This is a genomic window from Actinoallomurus bryophytorum (assembly GCF_006716425.1).
GTDB classification, from domain to species: domain Bacteria; phylum Actinomycetota; class Actinomycetes; order Streptosporangiales; family Streptosporangiaceae; genus Actinoallomurus; species Actinoallomurus bryophytorum.
This window is the reverse complement of sequence record NZ_VFOZ01000001.1, coordinates 309,913-327,814: the sequence shown is the minus strand read 5'-3', so window position 1 is coordinate 327,814 and position 17,902 is coordinate 309,913. Positions and strand designations below refer to the sequence as shown.

General features: G+C 70.9%; 15 protein-coding genes. 7 read left to right on the top strand and 8 right to left on the bottom strand.

Annotated elements, in window-relative coordinates; genetic code table 11:
• Window positions 1-6: 6 nt before the first annotated feature.
• Complete coding sequence (locus FB559_RS01590; RefSeq protein ID WP_141952487.1) at window positions 7-2,289, bottom strand: FdhF/YdeP family oxidoreductase; 2,283 nt, start codon at window positions 2,287-2,289, stop codon at window positions 7-9.
• Window positions 2,290-2,362: 73 nt separating this feature from the next.
• Entirely contained in the window at window positions 2,363-2,980 is a 618-nt protein-coding gene (locus tag FB559_RS01585; RefSeq protein WP_141952483.1) for an acyl-CoA-like ligand-binding transcription factor, read from the bottom strand.
• 93 nt (window positions 2,981-3,073) lie between these two features.
• On the opposite strand from FB559_RS01585, the gene FB559_RS01580 reads away from it, so the two are divergent.
• A complete protein-coding gene (locus FB559_RS01580; RefSeq protein ID WP_141952481.1) occupies window positions 3,074-3,571 on the top strand; it encodes a pyridoxamine 5'-phosphate oxidase family protein in 498 nt (165 codons plus the stop codon).
• 94 nt (window positions 3,572-3,665) lie between these two features.
• Window positions 3,666-4,133, top strand: a complete 468-nt coding sequence (locus tag FB559_RS01575; RefSeq protein ID WP_281286211.1) for a nitroreductase family deazaflavin-dependent oxidoreductase — start codon at window positions 3,666-3,668, stop codon at window positions 4,131-4,133.
• Between the two features lie 2 nt (window positions 4,134-4,135).
• Here FB559_RS01575 and ald read toward each other — a convergent pair whose 3' ends face one another.
• The 4 genes from ald to pucD form a co-directional block, all read right to left on the bottom strand.
• Window positions 4,136-5,251 (bottom strand): alanine dehydrogenase, encoded by a 1,116-nt coding sequence (gene ald, locus FB559_RS01570; protein WP_141952478.1) that lies wholly within the window; start codon window positions 5,249-5,251, stop codon window positions 4,136-4,138.
• 119 nt (window positions 5,252-5,370) lie between these two features.
• Complete coding sequence (locus FB559_RS01565; protein WP_141952469.1) at window positions 5,371-6,840, bottom strand: potassium/proton antiporter; 1,470 nt, start codon at window positions 6,838-6,840, stop codon at window positions 5,371-5,373.
• 81 nt (window positions 6,841-6,921) lie between these two features.
• Window positions 6,922-7,542 carry an FMN-binding negative transcriptional regulator gene (locus FB559_RS01560; RefSeq protein ID WP_141952467.1) on the bottom strand — a complete coding sequence of 207 codons (621 nt, stop codon included), beginning with the start codon at window positions 7,540-7,542 and terminating at the stop codon, window positions 6,922-6,924.
• A gap of 78 nt (window positions 7,543-7,620) precedes the next feature.
• Window positions 7,621-9,846, bottom strand: a complete 2,226-nt coding sequence (gene pucD, locus FB559_RS01555; protein WP_246122375.1) for a xanthine dehydrogenase subunit D — start codon at window positions 9,844-9,846, stop codon at window positions 7,621-7,623.
• 508 nt (window positions 9,847-10,354) lie between these two features.
• Here pucD and FB559_RS01550 point away from each other — a divergent pair.
• Window positions 10,355-11,653 (top strand): helix-turn-helix domain-containing protein, encoded by a 1,299-nt coding sequence (locus FB559_RS01550; RefSeq protein WP_141952463.1) that lies wholly within the window; start codon window positions 10,355-10,357, stop codon window positions 11,651-11,653.
• Between the two features lie 111 nt (window positions 11,654-11,764).
• On the opposite strand, the gene FB559_RS01545 is transcribed toward FB559_RS01550, so the two are convergent.
• Window positions 11,765-12,355, bottom strand: a complete 591-nt coding sequence (locus FB559_RS01545; RefSeq protein ID WP_141952461.1) for a TetR/AcrR family transcriptional regulator — start codon at window positions 12,353-12,355, stop codon at window positions 11,765-11,767.
• A gap of 98 nt (window positions 12,356-12,453) precedes the next feature.
• On the opposite strand from FB559_RS01545, the gene FB559_RS01540 reads away from it, so the two are divergent.
• The 4 genes from FB559_RS01540 to FB559_RS01525 all read left to right on the top strand — a co-directional run bounded on the left by FB559_RS01540 (window position 12,454) and on the right by FB559_RS01525 (window position 16,808).
• Window positions 12,454-12,867: a hypothetical protein gene (locus FB559_RS01540; RefSeq protein WP_141952459.1), complete on the top strand. Its 414-nt coding sequence runs from the start codon at window positions 12,454-12,456 to the stop codon at window positions 12,865-12,867.
• 265 nt (window positions 12,868-13,132) lie between these two features.
• Window positions 13,133-15,151 carry a bifunctional copper resistance protein CopD/cytochrome c oxidase assembly protein gene (locus FB559_RS01535; RefSeq protein WP_141952457.1) on the top strand — a complete coding sequence of 673 codons (2,019 nt, stop codon included), beginning with the start codon at window positions 13,133-13,135 and terminating at the stop codon, window positions 15,149-15,151.
• A gap of 81 nt (window positions 15,152-15,232) precedes the next feature.
• Window positions 15,233-16,207: a TIGR03621 family F420-dependent LLM class oxidoreductase gene (locus tag FB559_RS01530; protein ID WP_141952455.1), complete on the top strand. Its 975-nt coding sequence runs from the start codon at window positions 15,233-15,235 to the stop codon at window positions 16,205-16,207.
• A 52-nt stretch (window positions 16,208-16,259) separates the two neighbouring features.
• Window positions 16,260-16,808 (top strand): retropepsin-like aspartic protease, encoded by a 549-nt coding sequence (locus tag FB559_RS01525; protein ID WP_141952452.1) that lies wholly within the window; start codon window positions 16,260-16,262, stop codon window positions 16,806-16,808.
• 20 nt (window positions 16,809-16,828) lie between these two features.
• Here the strand turns inward: FB559_RS01525 and FB559_RS01520 are convergent, their stop codons facing one another.
• Window positions 16,829-17,875 (bottom strand): S1C family serine protease, encoded by a 1,047-nt coding sequence (locus FB559_RS01520; protein WP_141952450.1) that lies wholly within the window; start codon window positions 17,873-17,875, stop codon window positions 16,829-16,831.
• Window positions 17,876-17,902 lie beyond the last annotated feature (27 nt).

Below are 17,902 nucleotides of genomic sequence, written 5' to 3'. Positions count from 1 at the left end.
CGCACATTACGGGAGGTCCGCGTCGGTCGCCGGTTCGAGGCGTATGACGATGGACTTGGAGGTGGGGGTGTTGCTGATCTCGGCGGTGCTGTCCAGCGGGACGAGCACGTTGGTCTCGGGGAAGTACGCCGCCGCGCAGCCGCGCGCGGTCGGGTAGGAGACGACGCGGAAGCCGGGCGCCCGGCGGTCGGCCTCACCGGGCCACTCGCCGACCAGGTCGACCATGGAGCCGTCGGCGAGGTCGAGCGCCGCCAGGTCATCGGGGTTGACGAACACCACGCGGCGCCCCGCCTTGATGCCCCGATAGCGGTCGTCCAGCCCGTAGATCGTGGTGTTGTACTGGTCGTGGCTGCGCACGGTCTGCAGCAGCAACCGGCCGTCGGGCACCCGCAGGACCTTCAGCGGGTTGACCGTCAGGTTGGCCTTCCCGGTGGCCGTGGGGAACTCCCGCCTGTCGCGCGGCGCGTGCGGCAGGGTGAACCCGCCGGACTCACGGATCCGTACGTTGTAGTCCGCGAAGCCGGGCACGACGCGGGAGACGTGGTCGCGGATCACGTCGTAGTCGCGTTCCATCGCGGCCCAGCCGAGGTCGTCGCCGAGCGTGGCGAGGGCCAGCCGGCACACGATCGAGACCTCCGACAGCAGGTCCGGCGCGGGGGCCGGCAGGCGGCCCCGCGAGGCGTGCACCATGCCCATGGAGTCCTCGACCGAGACGAACTGCGGCCCGCTCTCCTGCGGGTCCCGCTCCGTACGGCCCAGCGTGGGCAGGATGAGGGCACGCTCGCCGGTCACGGTGTGGGAGCGGTTGAGCTTGGTGGACACGTGCGCCGTCAGCCGGCAGGAGCGCATCGCGGCCTCGGTGACCGCCGAGTCCGGGGTGGCGCGCACGAAGTTGCCGCCCATGCCGAGAAAGACCTTGATCTCGCCCGCGCGCATCGCGCGGATCGTGTCGACGGTGTCCAGGCCGTGCTCACGTGGCGGCGCGAAGCCGAACTCGGCCTCCAGGGCGTCCAGGAACGCTGCGGGCGGCTTCTCGTAGATCCCCATCGTCCGGTCGCCCTGGACGTTGGAGTGGCCGCGTACCGGACAGACGCCCGCGCCGGGACGGCCGACGTTGCCGCGCAGCAGCAGGAAGTTGACGACCTCCCGGATGGTCGGCACCGAGTTGCGGTGCTGGGTCAGGCCCATCGCCCAGCAGACGATGATCCGTTCCGCGCCGAGGACGTCGGACACGGTCGCGTCGATCTCCTCCTCGGTGAGCCCGGTCGCCTCCAGCACGTCGTCCCGGTCGAGGGCGTGGACGTGCTTCTCGAACTCCGCGAAGCCCGCCGTGTGCCGGTCGATGAACTCCTGGTCGATCGCGCCCGTCTCCAGCAGCGCCCGGTTGAGCGCCTGGAACAGCGCCAGGTCGCCGTTCAGCCGGATCTGCAGGTAACGGTCGGCCAGCGCGGTTCCCCGGCCGATCACCCCGGAGACCTTCTGCGGGTTCTTGAACCTCATCAGCCCGGCCTCGGGCAGGGGGTTCACCGCCACGATCCGTGTACCGCCGCGCTTGGCGCTCTCGAGCGCCGAGAGCATCCGCGGATGGTTGGTGCCCGGGTTCTGCCCCACCACGAAGATCAGGTCGGCCTTGGCCAGGTCCTCCAGGAGCACCGAGCCCTTGCCGACGCCGAGCGTCTCGGTGAGCGCCGAGCCCGATGACTCGTGGCACATGTTGGAGCAGTCGGGCAGGTTGTTGGTGCCGAGGGCGCGGACGAACAGCTGGTACGCGAACGCCGCCTCGTTGCTGGTCCGGCCCGAGGTGTAGAAGACGGCCTCGCCGGGGGAGTCCAGCCCCTTCAGCTCGTCGGCGAGCAGCCCGATCGCGGTCTCCCAGGAGACCGGCTCGTAGTGGTCCGAACCGGCGTCGAGGAGCATCGGCTCGGTCAGCCGGCCCTGCTGGCCCAGCCAGTGATCCGAGCGTACGGCCAGCTCCGAGACGGGGTGTGCGGCGAAGAACTCCCGGGTGACGCGCCGGGTGGTGGCCTCCTCGGCCACCGCCTTGGCGCCGTTCTCACAGAACTCCGCGACATGCCGGTGGTCGCCCTCGGGCCAGGCGCAGCCGGGGCAGTCGAAGCCGTTCTTCTGATTGACCCGCAACAGCGTCAGGGCCGTGCGGCGCACGCCCATCTGCTCGTAGGCCTTGCCCAACGTCACCGCGACGGCCGGCACTCCCGCCGCGTGGTCCTTGGGGGGCGACACCTCCAGCCGGGTGTCGTCGGTGTCCTCGGACGGGGCTTTACGGCTCATTCGTATCCTCGTGGGTCGATCTTCGATGCCGTGTCCCGTATATCAGAGATCGACCGCGTGTCCGCGACCGGCCTCAGGGGGATCGGCCAGGTCCCGGGGCGGGGCCGACGACGACGGATCGCAGGGCGCGATGAATCAGGTCGGGCAGTGACCCGCCGTTTCGTGCCCAGTCGTCGAGGGAGATGCGGACGGCGGCCATGGTGAGCGCCGCGATCATACGGGGACGGGGGTCGTCGGCGGTGAGGTCGGGGATCCTGCTCGCCGCCAGGCCGGCGATGGCCTTCTCGTAGCGGTGGTAGGCGCGCAGGGTCCAGGCGTCCAGCGTGTTCGACGTCCGCGTCAGCTGGGCGAGTTCGTGTATCCGGGCGTGGTGGTCGGGCAGGTGGTCGGCCAGTTCGGCGAACGCGGCGATGATGGCCTCGATCGCGGTCAGGTGGGCCGGCTGGCGGGCGATGGCATCGGTGATCAAGGTCAGCCACGGGCCGGTGATCCCCTCGGCGACCGCGTTCTCCTTGGCCTGGTAGTAGCGGAAGAACGTGGCGCGCCCGATCTCGGCGTCGTCGGCGATCTCGTCGACGGTCGTGCCCGCGAGTCCTCGCTCGGCAGCGAGCCTGGCCGCCGAGGCGGCGATGCGAGCGGTGGTGGCCCGCCTCTTGCGGTTTTTGAGGCCATCCGGTTCACTGCGAGACATAATCTCATTTTGGACTCCGTCTCATCCGGGTGCAATGCCGCCGGCCCGCGCCGGGCATGCGCTTCACCCCTGCCGACAGCGAAGGAGCGCCGCATGGGCGTGAACCAGCGCAGCCAGATCGTCATGTCCGAGCCGGAGATCACCCGGTTCCTCGAGGAGCAGCGGGTGGCGACGCTGGCGAGCAACGGCCCTTCGGGGCATCCGCATCTGGTGGCGATGTGGTACGCGGTGATCGACGGTGTCGTGTGGTTCGAGACGAAGGCGAAGTCCCAGAAGGCCGTGAACCTGCGCCGGGACGGCCGCGTGACGGTCATGGTGGAGGCGGGCCACACCTACGACACGCTGCGCGGCGTATCGCTGGAGGGCCGGGCGACGGTGGTCGACGACGCCGAGGCGCTGTGGGCGGTCGGGGTGAGCGTCTGGGAGCGCTACAACGGCCCGTACGACGAGGAGGTCCGGCCGCTCGTGGAGATGATGCTGCGCAAGCGCGTCGCGGTACGGGTCGAGGCCGAGCGTGTCCGCTCGTGGGACCACCGCAAGATGGGCCTGGACCCGATTCCCCTCGGCGGCAGCACCGCCGAGTTCCTCTGACGGCCGGCCGCGCGGAAGGCGGATCACTATGCCCGGCACCCCGCCCGCCCCATCGTCGCCCCTCAGACGCCCGCAGGGACTCGACTCACCGATCGTGCCGAAGATCATCAAACTGATGTCCCGGCTCAACGTCGCGGCCTACCGCGCCACGGGTGGCCGGATCGGCGGTGTCTGGCGCATCGGCAGCGCCTTCCCGCGCGGCGTGCCCATCTGCCTGCTCACCACCCAGGGCCGCAGGACCGGCCTCCCGCGGACCTCGCCGCTGCTGTACCTGGCCGACGGCGACCGGGTGATCCTCGTGGCCTCACAGGGCGGACTGGCGAAGAACCCGCTGTGGTACCTCAACGTGCGGGCCGACCCGGAGGTCACCGTCCAGGTCCGGAGGAACGTACGGAAGATGCGCGCCCGCGTCGCGGGCCCGGCCGAGCGCGCCGAGCTCTGGCGGCGGCTCGTCGCCATGTACGCCGACTTCGACCGGTATCAGGCGTGGACCGATCGCGAGATACCCGTCGTCATCTGCGAGCCGGCCCAGAGCCCGTCACACGACCTGCCCGAGCGGTAGACCTAGACGAGAAGGTCGTCCAGTTCCACGCACTCCAGGCCGTGGGCCTCGGCGACCGGGTAGCTGGTGAGCCTGCCCTCGTGGGTGCTCACGCCGTGCGCCAGCGCCACGTCGTCGGTGACGGCCTGCTGCCAGCCCTTGCCGGCGAGCGCGATGGCGTACGGCAGGGTCACGTTGGTCAGGGCGTACGTCGAGGTGTTCGGCACCGAGCCCGGCATGTTCGCGACGCAGTAGAAGACCGAGTCGTGCACCTTGTAGGTGGGCTCGTCGTGCGTGGTGGGGCGGGAGTCCTCGAAGCAGCCGCCCTGGTCGATGGCGATGTCGACCAGCACCGAGCCCGGCTTCATCCGCGCGACCAGGTCGTTGGACACGAGCTTGGGCGCCTTCGCGCCGGGGATCAGCACCGCGCCGATGACGAGGTCGGCCTCGAGGGCGGCCTGCTCGATGGCGTATGTGCTGGACATCAGGGTCGTGAGGCGGCCCTGGTAGATCGAGTCGATGTGGCGGAGCCGGTCGATGCTGACGTCCAGGATCGAGACGTCGGCGCCCATGCCGACCGCGACCTGGGCGGCGTTCAGGCCGGACACACCGCCGCCGATGACGACGACCTTGGCCGGAGCCACTCCCGGCACGCCGCCGGGGAGCACGCCGCGGCCGCCGTTGAACCTCATCAGGTTGTACGCGCCGACCTGCGGAGCCAGGCGGCCGGCCACCTCGGACATGGGAGCGAGCAGCGGCAGGGAGCGGTTCGGCAGCTGCACGGTCTCGTACGCGATCGAGGTGACCCCCGAGTCGAGCAGTGCCTCGGTGCAGGCGCGGGAGGCGGCAAGGTGGAGGTAGGTGAAGAGCGTCTGCCCCTTGCGCATGCGGTGGTACTCAGGCTCGATCGGCTCCTTGACCTTCAAGATCAGCTCGCCGGTCGACCAGACGTCGTCGGCGGTCTCAAGGATCTTGGCTCCGGCCCCGATGTAGTCCTCGTCGGGGATGGACGAACCCGCGCCCGCGTGCCGCTCGACGAACACCTCATGACCGTGCCGCACCAGCTCGTGCGCTCCGGCGGGCGTCATTGCAACGCGATACTCGTTGTTCTTGATCTCGCGCGGTACGCCGATCTTCACAATGCCTCCACAGGTTTGTGCTCCTCCCTAAGGGTGCGACGGGGGCGTCCAGAACCGCGATGAGCAGCATGTATTGCTATCTCAAAGAATGCTGACACAGTGTCAGATCATGTCGGTCTTCAGGGAGAGTTGTCCGTTTTCTGGGTGAAGACGGCCTCCAGGTGGGGGACGTCGTCGGCGAGGACCAGCACCTCGTCGCCGGCCCGCATCTCGGTGTCGCCGCGCACCGGAACGAGACGCCCCTCGCGGATGACGAAGCTGACCCAGGCGTCCTCACCGCACGGCAGGTCGCCGACCGTCGCACCGTCGGCGGCCGAGCCGGCCACGACCTGGTAGCGGTGCAGGCCCTCCGGCTCCTCCTGGAAGCGGACGCCCAGGCTCCACGGCTCCGGCTCGACGGTCCGCAGCGGGATGCGCAGGCGGTGCGCGAGGGCGGGCACCAGGCCGCCCTGCACGATCACCGAGAACAGCACGACGACGAAGATGATCTCGTACGCCCGGCGTGCGTCCTTCAGGCCGGCCTGCAGGATGAAGGACCCGAGCAGGATCGGCACCGCGCCCTTCAGCCCGGTCCAGAGCACGAAGGCGCGCTCACGCCACCCGAGCCGGATGGGCAGCAGGACGAGCCCGGCGAAGACCGGCCGGATCACGAAGGCGAGGGCGACGGCGAGCAGCAGCCCGATCCACCACGCCCCGCCGTCGAGCAGGTCGTGCAGCCTGATCGTGAGCCCGAGCATGGTGAACGCGACGATCTCACCGAGGCTCGCCAGCGAGGAGTGGAAACGCTCGATCTCCCTCTTGTACGGCGCGCGCTCGTCGCCGAGCAGGATGCCGGCCGCGAAGACGGCGAGGAACCCCGAGCCGTGCGCCGCGGTCGCCAGCCCGTAGATCATGAGCGCGCCGAACAGGACGCGCAGCGCGTACAGGCCCGCGCCGGGCAGCGGCACCCGCCGCATGAAGAACAGCAGCGCCATCCCGCCCGCGATGCCGACGGCCGCCCCGATGGCCATCTGCTGGAAGAACTCCAGCGTGACCTGCCCGGCGGCGGACAGGCCCCCTCCGCTCGCGGTCAGCAGCGCCACCATCAGCGCGATGCCGACCGGGTCGTTCGCGCCGGACTCACCCTCCAGGAGGGTGCCGCTGCGCCCCGCGACCTCCCGTTTGCCGAGTACGGAGAACACCACCGCCGGGTCGGTGGGGGCGAGCGCGGTGCCCAGTAGCATCGCGATGCGCCAGTCGATGCCGAACGCGTAGTGCGCCAGGACGGCCAGGGCCGCGGCCGTGACGAGGGTGCCTGCCACGCCGAGCCACACGGTCGCGCCGGCCGCCGAGCGGAACCGGCGCCGCCCGATGTGCATGCCGCCGTCGAACAGGATCACCGCCAGCGCCACGGTGACGATCTTCTCGACCGTCGCGACCTGCACGGTGCCCAGGCGGGGCCAGACCTCGGCGGCGGCCGCGGCGCCCACCAGGAAGATCGCCGGAGCCGGGATGCGCAGGCGCTCGCCGAACCGGTTGGAGAGCACGGCGAGCATGCCGATCAGCGCGATCAGCAGGATCACTCGGCCGAACGGCTCGACGTCGGTCACGACACCGCCTCTTCCCCTTCTGGAGGATCACCAAGGACAGCGCCGACCAGACTTCCCGGCACACCAGGTTCTTAACGCTATCTACACGCGGCGCAACGCGTGGTCGCGTGCCGCGATGTCGGCACGCGTGCCGCGCTCCTCCAGCCGGTCGGCGATCTCCCGTACGTGGTCGGCCTCCTTGTTGCCGCCGTACTTGAACTTGGCCCGCACGTCGGTGACCGTCAGCTCGATTCCGCGGATGCCGGGCAGCAGCCGCCGGTCCGGGTCCTCATCGGCCGACACGGGGAGCCGCGCGGACCCCGGTTCGAAGTGGGCCAGCTGCCGGTCGAGCAGCCCGGCCTTCTCCGTCGGGTCGTCGATGACGCGGACGTCGCAGGTCAACTGCACGGTCGCGTAGTAGGAGGTCGGCACGCCGCGCTCGACCGGCCCGCCCGGGTCGGCATTCCAGTCCGAGCGGATGTAGGTGTAGTCGTCGACCACGGTCAGCAGCGCGCGCGGGTGCTCGGTGAGCGGCTCCCAGACCGGGTTCGGCCGGGCCAGATGGAGCCAGACCGTCCGCTCTCCGTCGAAGACGAAATGGGTGGGGACCACGACCGGCACGTCGCGCCCGCGTCCGCCGGCGATCAGCTGGCCGAAGTCGCGATCGGCGAGCCAGGCCCGCCACTCCTTGTCGTCGGCCGAATCCCAAGGGTGTACGAGCACTGCGGGCCTCCGATCGATCATGCTTGATGCGGAGCAGAGTAGGCGAGCGACCCGGTGTGCCGCGACGCGGTATACGCGTCAGGCCGGGGCGGCGGGCGTCCGGTGGCCCGTGTCCACGATGGCCAGGATGTCCTGTGGGCGTACCGGCACCCTGCTGAGCGGCACGCCGCACGCGTCCCGGATGGCGGCCACGATCGCCGGCGTCGAGGACAGCGTGGGGGGCTCGCCCGCGCCGCGCAGCCCGTACGGCGCGTGCGGGTCCGGGTGCTCCAGGATCTCCAGGCTCATCGGCGGCATGTCCAGGATCGTGGGGATGAGGTAGTCGGTGAACGAGGGGTTGCGGATGCGCCCGTCCCGTACCTGGATCTCCTCCATCAGCGCGAGGCCCAGTCCCTGCGCGGTGCCGCCGTGGATCTGGCCCTCCAGCGCGATCGGGTTGAGGATCCGCCCGACGTCCTGCACCGCGGCCAGCTCGACCACCTTGACGAGGCCCAGCTCGATGTCCACGTCGACGACCGCCCGGTGCACGCAGAACGCGAACTGCGTGTGCGAGTCGCCCTGCCCGGTGACCGGGTCGAGGGGGGTCGTGGGCCGGTGGTGGAACTCCCGTGTCTCCTCGACGAACCGGTCCCCGAGCACCTCGGCCAGCGGTACCGAGCGGTCGCCGGCCACGACGTGCTCGCCCGTCAGGGTGCCGCCGGGCATCCCGGCGAGGCGGAGCACCCGCTCGCGTACGGCCTCGCAGGCGGCACGGACCGCGCCGCCGGTCATGTACGACTGGCGCGACGCGCTCGACGATCCCGCCGATCCCACGGTGGTGTCGGCGGGCGCGACCGTGACCCGCTCGACGCCGAGCTCGGTCCGCGCGATCTGCGCCTGCAGCGTGACCAGGCCCTGCCCGACCTCGGCGGCGGCGGTGTGCACCAGCGCGGTGACCTCACCGCCCGAGACCTCCAGGCGTACCCGCGCGGTGGACAGGTCGTCGTATCCCTCGGAGTAGCAGATGTTCTTGATGCCGATGCCGTACCCGACGCCACGGACGACGCCTTCGCCGTGCGTGGTGTTGGAGACGCCGCCGGGCAGGTTCCGCAGGTCGAGGGCGCCGGTGGCCCGGGGCATGGGGAACGCCTCCGCGCGGCGCAGCATGTCGGTGAGGGGCGCGGGCATGTCCACGATCTGCCCGGTGGGCAGCCGCGAGCCCTCGGACAGCGCGTTGCGCACGCGGATCTCGATCGGGCCGAGCCCGCACGCCTCGGCGAGGCGGTCCATCTGCGACTCGTAGGCGAAGCACGCCTGTACGGCGCCGAAGCCGCGCATCGCGCCGCACGGCGGGTTGTTGGTGTAGACGCCGTAGGCGTCGACGGCGACGTTCGCCACGTCGTACGGGCCGGCGCCGAGCGAGGCGGCATTGCCGACCACCGCCGGGGTGGAGGAGCAGTACGCCCCGCCGTCCAGGATGATCTCCGCCTTGACGTACACGAGCCGGCCGTCGCGATCGGCGCCGTGCTCATAGCGGAGAGTGGCCGGATGGCGGTGTACGTGGCCGGAGAACGACTCCTCACGGCCATAGACGATCTTGACGGGCCGCGCGGTGTACAGGGCGAGGAGACATGCGTGGATCTGCATGGACAGGTCCTCGCGTGCGCCGAACGCGCCGCCCACGCCGGACAGGGTCAGCCTGATCTTGTCCTCGGGGAGGCCCAGGACGGGTGCGATCTGCTCCTGGTCGACGTGCAGCCACTGGGTGGCGATGAACAGGTCGACGCCGCCGTCCTCGGCCGGCACGGCGAGTCCGGACTCCGGGCCGAGGAACGCCTGGTCCTGCATGCCCACCTCGTACTCGCCCGTCACGACGACCTCGGCCGTGAAGGTCTCGCCGGTGCGTACGGGCTGGTGGCGAACGACGTTGCCGCGCTCGTGCACCTTCGGGCAGGCCGGGTCGAGCGCGGCCGCCCGCGCGTCGGTCACCGGCTCGCGTACGTCGTAGTCCACCACGATGAGGTCGCAGGCGCGACGGGCGGTCTCGGGGTGGTCCGCGGCCACGATGGCGACCGCCTCGCCCTGGTAGCGGACCTGGTCGATGGCCAGTACGGGCTGGTCCTTGAGCTCCAGGCCATAGTGCTTGGCGCCGGGGACGTCCTCGTGGGTGAGCACGGCGTGCACGCCGGGCAGCTTCACCGCCTCGGTGACGTCGATGCCGCGGATGCCGGCGCTCGGGTGCGGGCTGCGGAGCGTCGCGCCCCACAGCATCCCGTCCATCCAGAGATCTGAGGAGTACGCGAACGCGCCCCTCACCTTCAGCACCCCGTCCGGGCGTGGCGCGCTGTCACCGACACCGCCCGCGAAGGAGCGCCCGGTAACTGGTGCGCCTTCCCTTGCGCGCGGATCGTGCTGTTTCGTCACGACATCCACCTCCTGTCCCTACCCGGCCTGAGGGCAGTAGAGCAGGCGCGTACGAGAAAGAGACAGGGACGATCTCACGAATCCCGCGGCGCTCTTTGGCGAGATCTCCCGATATGGTCGCTGGGCGGGGCCCGGTCCAACACGGGTCCCCGCCGACGCATCTCCGGCATTTTTCCGTAGATGCTTCTGGAAGAAGCCGGAGATACCTATCCTTTTGAAGAGTAGGACGTCAGCAGCAGTGGAACACGCCGGGGGAGCCTCCGTGTTCGACGCTGGTGACGGCCACCGCGGGAGTGCTCCCGATGGCGAGCGAAATACCGGTTACGGCGACTAGCGTGGCGGCGGCTCTCTTGAGTCGATTCATGCGAAAGTCACTCCATCTATAACATTCGAGTAAAAGCGGGTCAATGTGGATAGTCAAGGATCACTCGGTCACAGAATCCGGTCGACCCGGATTCGTCAGGGCCTGTCACAGGCGCAGTTGGCCCTTCCAGAGCTGTCCGATAGCTACGTTTCCCTGATCGAGAGCGGTAAGCGCATCCCCACGCCCGATGTCGTTCGGTTGCTCGCCCGTAAACTCGGATGTTCAGCGTCATATCTGTCAAGTGGCATCGACGAGGACGCGCAGGACAGGATGCGCGTGACCTTGGAATACGCCGAGATCGCGCTGCAGAACGGCGAGGCCGCCGAGGCGCGCGACCGGCTGACGGAGCTGCTGGCCGACCCGGACCTGGTCTCCCTGCCGGACTACGCCCGCCGGGCCAGGTGGGGGCACGCCCTCGCGCTGGAGGCGACCGGTGACCTGGAGGAGGCGCTCCACGAGTTCGCCGCCCTGGCCGCGGTGCTGTCGCCGGACTACGACACCGAAGAGTGGATCCGGCTGAACATCGCGATGTCCCGCTGCCACCGCGAGCAGGGCGACGCCGCCCGCAGCGTCGCGGTCGCCGAGGGCGCCTTCGCCCGCGTGATCTCCAGGCCGGGCCCGTGGAGCGACGAGACCGTCAAGCTCGGCGCGACCCTCGTGGGCGCGTACCTGGAGCGCGGTGACCTGGTCAGCGGACGCCAGCTCGCCGACCGCCTGATCGAGCACGCGGACAAGCTCGGCAGCTCCGTCGCCCGGATGGCGGCGTACTGGGAGGCCGCCATCGTGGCCCGCTACCAGGCCGACTTCGAACAGGCGGTGGCGTACGGCGAACGCGCGCTGGCGCTGCTCGGCGAGGCGGCGGACCAGCGCAACCTGAGCCGGCTGCGGGGTGAGTACGGGACCCTGATGCTGCTGGCCCATCCCGACGAGGCCGAGCGCGCCCGCGACGAGCTGCAGCGCGCCACCCGCGAGATGGCCGCCACGGCCGCCGGCGGGATCGACATCGCCCGCTGCCTGACGGAGCTCGCGCGTGCCGAGCTCGCCATGGGCCAGCCGCGCAAGGCCGCGGACCGGGCGGCCGAGGCGCTCGACCTGCTGGGAACCGAGCCGAGGCCGGCGACCGCGGGCGCGCTTCTCGTGCTGGCCGAGGCCCGCGTACGCCTCGGCCGCGAGGAGGAGGCCCGTGAGGCACTGGGGCGGGCGATGACGTGCCTGCAGCAGATGGAGCCCTCCCGCGAGGTGGCCGAGGGATGGTTCAACCTCGCGGAGCTGCTGTCGCGTACAGGCGAGGAGAAAAGCCGCACCGAGGCGTACCGCCAGGCCCTCACCTGCGCCGGGCTGTGACCCCGGACCGGACACCCGCTGACGGCGCGGCCGAAGTGAAGGGGTGTCGCGTCTGCCGCCCCGAAGCCACGGTCACGCCCGGCGGGCGCCGGCGCCCGGTCTCGCTTTCGATCAGGGCGTGACGAAGACGCCCGCACGGGCGGCGGCGGCGACGGCCGCGGCGGACTGGTCGGCGGCCTCGTGGTCGAGTTGTTCGGCGGTGACGAGCAGCCGCATGTACAACGGTGCCCCGATGGCTCGTGATATGTCGGCCGGCCGGGTGCCGGCGGGCAGCTCGCCGCGGTGGACGGCACGGGCGACGATCTCGGCGACCATCGTGGTGTGCTCGGCCCAGAACGCGCGGACGACCTGCGCGACCTGGCTGTGGTGACCGGCCGAGACCATGGCCCGGATCAGGGCCTGGCCGGCACGGTCGGCGAGGACGGCGAGCGCGGAGCGTGCGAGCTGGCGTAGATCACCGTCGATGCCGCCGGTGTCGGGCATCGCCACCGACCGGTCGGCGAAGAGTACGAGGGCGTCGACCAGGAGCCCGTCGAGGGTGCCCCAGCGCCGGTAGACCGTGGCCTTGTGCACGCCGGCGCGGTTGGCGACGGCCTCCATGCTCAGCCCGGCGTACCCGGACTCGACGAGCTCGTCGATGGTCGCCTCCAGCACGGCCGCGCGGGTACGCGCGGTGCGGCCTCCGGGCCGGGTCTGGGCCATGTCCCCTCGGATCCTTTGCGACAAATCGTTGCATTAACGTTTCGGCCGTGTCATCGTACCCGTTAACGCGACAAGTCGTCGCACAGGGGAAGTGGACGATGAGCACTTTGACCTCGACCGGCACATCATCTCGATGGCGGACCATCGGCCAGGCACTGACCGGGCTGGCAGCGATCTCCGCACTCGTCGCGGCCGGCTCCGCGATCTCGGACGTGACCTCGGCGGACCACACCACCCTGGTCGTCCAGACCTGGCGCATGTACGGCCTGTTCCTGTGCGGCGGGCTGTTCGTCCTGCTCGCAGTGCGGCCGCGGGTCCACGGCGCGGTCTGGGCGCTGGTGATCCTCAACAAGGCGGCGCTGACCGTCACCACGGCCGCCTACCTCGCCCACGGCGGCATCGCGGAGGCCGCCAAGACCGTCGGCTGGGACGGCGCCCTGACCGTCGTCCTGGTCACCGCCTACCTCATGAGCCGGGCCGATCCCACGGGCCGGGCGAAGACCGCCGGCTGATCGCCGGGTTCTCCGTCCCCCCCGGTCCGGCACCACGTCTTCCCCCGAATCGAGCAGTCGCCGCAGCCTCTCGGCGAGGGGTGAATAAGGTGGGAAGGTCCACGCCGCCCGCACATTCCTGAGAGAGCGACCTCCGCCTCCATGACGAACCATCCCCGGACCGAGCGCCGCTCACGCCGCGCCGCGTCCCGTCACCCGGTGCGTCCCGCCGCTCAAGCCGTTCGCGCGGCGAGCGCGGGTGCCGTACCGCCTCCCGGCGGCGCCCATGCGTAGGCAAGGGGTCTACATCACGGCGGCCGCGGCGTTCGCGGGTGTCCTCGCCATGGTCATCGCGGGTCTCGCCGGCGGCGCGCTGCGCGAGCAGGTGATCTCGGGACTGGCCGACGCCGGCCCGCTGACCCGCTGGGGCCTGCCCGTCTCGCGCTTCATCATGGAGGCCGGGGGCACGCTCACCGTCGGTGTGCTGCTCGGCGCCGCGGTGCTCCTCCCGTCCACGCGCGGGGTGCTCGACCCGCAGGCCGTCCGCTACCTGCGGGGCGCCTCCTGGATCGCCGCCGTCTGGGCCGCCGGCGCCGCCGCCACCCTGATCTTCACGGTCTCCGACATCCTCGGCGTACCGGCGGGCCAGGTCGTGGGCGGCAGCGAGCTGTCCAGCTACGTGGGCCAGCTGCCCCAGGGCACCGCCCTGATGTTCGTCGTCCTGCTGGCCGCGCTGGTCGCGCTCCTGGCCCGTACGGCCGCCACGCCCGGCAGCGCCGCGGGGCTGCTCGTCGTCGCGCTCATCGCGATCCTGCCCCCGCCGCTGACCGGGCACTCCTCGTCGTCGCCCAACCACGAGCTCGCGATCAGCGCGCTGGCGATGCACGTCGTCGCACTCGCCCCCTGGGTCGGCGGGCTGCTGCTGCTCGTCTGGCACGCCGCCCACCGCGGCGACCATCTCGGCGTGGCGGCCCAGAGGTTCAGCCGGATGGCGCTCTGGTGCTACATCGCCGTGGGCGTCAGCGGCGCCGCCAACGTCGTGTCCCGGCTGCCCGACCCCACGCTCCTGTACACCACTGACTACGGGCGGCTCGTCCTGGTCAAGGTCGGCCTCTTCACCGTCCTGGGGATCTTCGGGTACTTCCACCGCGAGCGCACACTGCCCGCGCTGATGGCGCACAACCCCAAGGGGTACGCCCGGCCGGCCGTCAGCCGCACGCCGTGGGCGTTCACCCGGCTGGCGGGTGCCGAGGTCATCCTGATGGCCGCCACCCTCGGCGTCGCCGTCGCGCTGGCCCGTACGGCCCCGCCCGCCTCGACCGCCGACGAGGACCCGGTCACGGGCATGCTCGGCTTCCCCCTGCCGCCGCCGATCACGATCGGCCGGCTGGTCACCCTGTGGCGGCCCGACCTGTTCTTCGCGGTGCTCGTGCTCGTGCTGGGCGGCCTGTACGCCGGCGGGGTCGTGCGCCTGCGCCGCCGCGGCGACACCTGGCCGATCGGCCGCACGATCTCTTGGGCCGCGGGACTGGTCACGATCGTGGGCGTCACGATGACCGGGGTCGCGACGTACTCTCCGGTGCTGTTCAGCACGCACATGATCCAGCACATGACCCTGTCGATGCTGAGCCCGATCCTCCTCGTGCTCGGCGCGCCGGTGACGCTCGCGCTGCGCGCGCTGAAGCCGGCCGCGATCCGGGGCGACCGCGGGCCGCGCGAATGGCTGACGATCATCCTGCACAGCCGGGCCCTGCGGTTCATCGGCCATCCGGCGACCGCGACGGTCATCTTCATCGTCAGCACGTACGCGGTGTACTTCACGCCGCTGTTCGGCTACCTGATGCGCGCGCACGTCGGGCATCTGGTCATGCTCATGCACTTCCTCGCGTCGGGCGGGCTCTTCTTCTGGGTGCTGATCGGCGTCGACCCCACGCCGCGCAAGCTGCCCTACATCGCCAAGATGCTCCTGCTGTTCGTGACCATGCCGTTCCACGCGTTCTTCGGCATCGCGCTGATGGAGATCGGCACTCCCATCGCCGCCGGCTGGTACAACGCGCTGCACCGCACCTGGGGTTCGTCGATCCTGTCCGACCAGCACACCGGCGGCGGGATCGCCTGGGGCTTCGGCGAAATTCCGACGTTCATCGTGCTGGTCGCGATGGTGTTCCAGTGGTACGCCGACGACCGGCGGCTGGCGCGGCGTCTCGAACGGCAGGCCGACCGGTCCGAGGCGGCCCAGGCCGACACCGAGCTGTCGGACTACAACGACTACCTCGCCTCGCTCGACCGGCGGCCCAAGGAGTAGAGGAACGACCGGATAGCCGGATCCGGCTATCTCGCGGAAGGATCTGGCGCGGGTGCGGACACGTCGGGCAGTGTCGCCGTCATGGCTGACTTCCGGTTCTCGTTCAACATCCTCACCGTCGACTCGCAGGAGAAGTTCGTCGAGACGTGCCGGCAGGGCGAGCGGTACGGCTACGACACGGTGTTCGCCGCCGACCATCTCGGGCACGAGGCGCCGTTCCCCGTCCTGGTCGCGGCGGCGGCGGCCACGGAGCGGATGAACGTCGGCACGCTCGTGCTGAACGTCCCGTTCTGGAACCCCGCCCTGCTGGCCCGCGAGGCCATCACCACCGACGTCCTCACCGGCGGGCGCCTGGAGCTGGGCCTGGGCGCCGGGCACATGAAGTGGGAGTTCGAGGAGGCCGGCATCCCGTGGGAGCCGTTCGGGGAGCGTGCGGACCGGCTGGAGGCGACCATCCGCGAGCTGGGCCGGCTGTTCAAGGCCGACGGCTACCCGCAGCAGGCGGCGGCACGTGAGTCGATGGGCCTCGGGGTTCCGCGGCCGGTCCAGCGGCGCGGCTTCGACGGGACGGGCCCGCCGTTGATCGTCGGCGGTACCGGCGACCGGGTCCTGCGGATCGCCGCGGAGCACGCCGACATCGTCGCGATCGCCGGCGCGTACCAGATCAAGGGGCAGCCGCCCGGGACCTTCCGCATCGGCACCGCCGAGGAGGCCGCCGAGCGGGTGCGGTACGCGCGCAAAGTCGCGGGTGAGCGGGCCAGCCGGATCGAATGGCACGTGCTGGCCCAGCTGGTGCTGGAGACCGCCGACCGCCGGGCCGCCGCGGAGGCCGTCCTGGACCGGTACGGACCGATGATGACCACCGACGAGCTTCTCGACACGCCCTTCGTCCTCGTCGGGACGGTCGAGGAGATGGCCGGGCAGATCATCCGTAACCGCGGGCGCTTCGGCTTCAGCTATTACACCGTCCACGGCCCGTACATGGAGACGTTCGCCCCCGTGATCGAACGCGTCCGCGCCGAGGTGGCCGGGGGGAATGCCGGAATCGAGGGATGACCAGGTCAGACGATCACGGGTAAGGCGACCCGCACGCGGGAAGGTCCGTCCTGTGTCCCGCACCGTGTTCACCGGACTACTGCTGACGGCAGCGCTTCAGATCGCCGTGGGCTGCGCCGACGCACAGGTCGACGCGGTGCGGAGCCGGGGGGAGGCGACCCCCCGGGTGACGGTCACGGCGCCGGTGCCCACGCCGGCGGCGCTCAGGCCCGCGCCGATCACCCTGCCGATGCGGGTCGTGCGCGGCAACGGCGGCACGCTCGTGTACGTCCCCATGCGCGTCAACGGCCGCGGGCCCTATGAGTTCGTCCTCGACACCGGATCCTCCAACTCCTCGGTGGACCGCAGCCTCGTACGCCGCCTGGGCCTGCCGCACACCGGGCAGCAGCATCCGGTCCAGGGAGTGACGGGAAGCGGCATGGTGCCGGTGGTGAAAGTGCACCGCTGGACACTCGGCGGCCTGCCCATGCACGGCTCGTCGCTGTCGGTCGTGGACCTGGGCATCGGCGTCGCCGGGCTGCTGGGCTCCGACGAGCTGTGCCGCTTCGGCAACGTCGTGCTGGACTTCCGGCACAACAAACTGGTCATCCAGCGTCGCTGACGGTGCGACGGTGCCGGCGGTCAGCCCGGAAGCTGGCCGAGCGTGAGGGTCACGATCTTCTTCGAGCCGTCGGGACGCTGGATCTCCACCCTGACCTTCTCGCCGGGCTTGAGGGTGGCGAGCGCCTCGGCCAGCGCGGTGGTCGTCGGCGTGCGGACGCCGCCCACGTACAGGATGACGTCGTCCGCCGCGATCCCGGCCTTCGCCGCGGGCCCGCCCCGCGTCACCGACACCACCCCGACGCCCGTGACGTTGCCCTGCACGTCGACCACGGTCCGTACCTTGACGCCGATCGCGGCCCGCCCGGACTCCTTCACCCGCCCCGACGCGATGAGCTGGTTGGCGATCAGCTTGACGGTGTTGCTCGGGATGGCGAACCCGATGCCGGCCGCCGCGCCGCCGATCTGCGGGTCCGAGACGGTCAGCGTCGGGATGCCGACGACCTGGTTGGTCAGGGTGACCAGGGCGCCGCCGCTGTTGCCCGGGTTGATGGGCGCGCTGGTCTGCACGGCACCGGCGATCGTCGCGCCGGGGAAGGACCCCTCACGCTGTGAGGTGACCGTACGGCCCAGCGCGGAGACGATGCCGTTGGTGACGCTTCCCGACAGGCCCAGCGGGTTGCCCATCGCCATCACGATCTGCCCGACCGCCAGGCGGCTGGAGTCGCCGAACGTGGCCGGGGTCAGGTGCGCGTTCTTCACTCGTACGACGGCCAGGTCGTTGGCGGAGAACTCCCCGATGAGCGTCGCGGGCAGCGGCGACTTGGAGCTGGGCGTGGTCACCTGGAGCCGCCGCGCGCCGGCGACGACGTGGTCGTTGGTGACGATGTCGCCCTTGGTGTCGTACACGACGCCGGACCCCAGCCCGGAGTCGGTGTTGATCTGCACGACGGACGGCAGCACGGTCTTCACGACCTGCTCGTACTGCCGCTCGAGGACGTCGCCGGAGCCAGGTGCGCCCGCGGTCACCGCCGCCGGTGCCGCCTGTCTCCGCACGCCGTTGCCGCAGCCGGCGACCAGCGTCAGCCCGGCGACCAGCGCCACGGCGCGCCGCTTTTCTCGCTCCATGCCCCTTGCTGTTCCCAGCAAGCGTGG

Excerpts from the sequence above, each read along its gene's own strand:
- FB559_RS01530 (WP_141952455.1), top strand. The coding sequence starts at position 15,233 with ATGGCTGACTTCCGGTTCTCGTTCAACATCCTCACCGTCGACTCGCAG.
- FB559_RS01535 (WP_141952457.1), top strand. The coding sequence starts at position 13,133 with ATGCGTAGGCAAGGGGTCTACATCACGGCGGCCGCGGCGTTCGCGGGT.
- FB559_RS01540 (WP_141952459.1), top strand. The coding sequence starts at position 12,454 with ATGAGCACTTTGACCTCGACCGGCACATCATCTCGATGGCGGACCATC.
- FB559_RS01590 (WP_141952487.1), bottom strand. The coding sequence starts at position 2,289 with ATGAGCCGTAAAGCCCCGTCCGAGGACACCGACGACACCCGGCTGGAG.
- FB559_RS01580 (WP_141952481.1), top strand. The coding sequence starts at position 3,074 with ATGGGCGTGAACCAGCGCAGCCAGATCGTCATGTCCGAGCCGGAGATC.
- FB559_RS01585 (WP_141952483.1), bottom strand. The coding sequence starts at position 2,980 with ATGTCTCGCAGTGAACCGGATGGCCTCAAAAACCGCAAGAGGCGGGCC.
- FB559_RS01545 (WP_141952461.1), bottom strand. The coding sequence starts at position 12,355 with ATGGCCCAGACCCGGCCCGGAGGCCGCACCGCGCGTACCCGCGCGGCC.
- FB559_RS01520 (WP_141952450.1), bottom strand. The coding sequence starts at position 17,875 with ATGGAGCGAGAAAAGCGGCGCGCCGTGGCGCTGGTCGCCGGGCTGACG.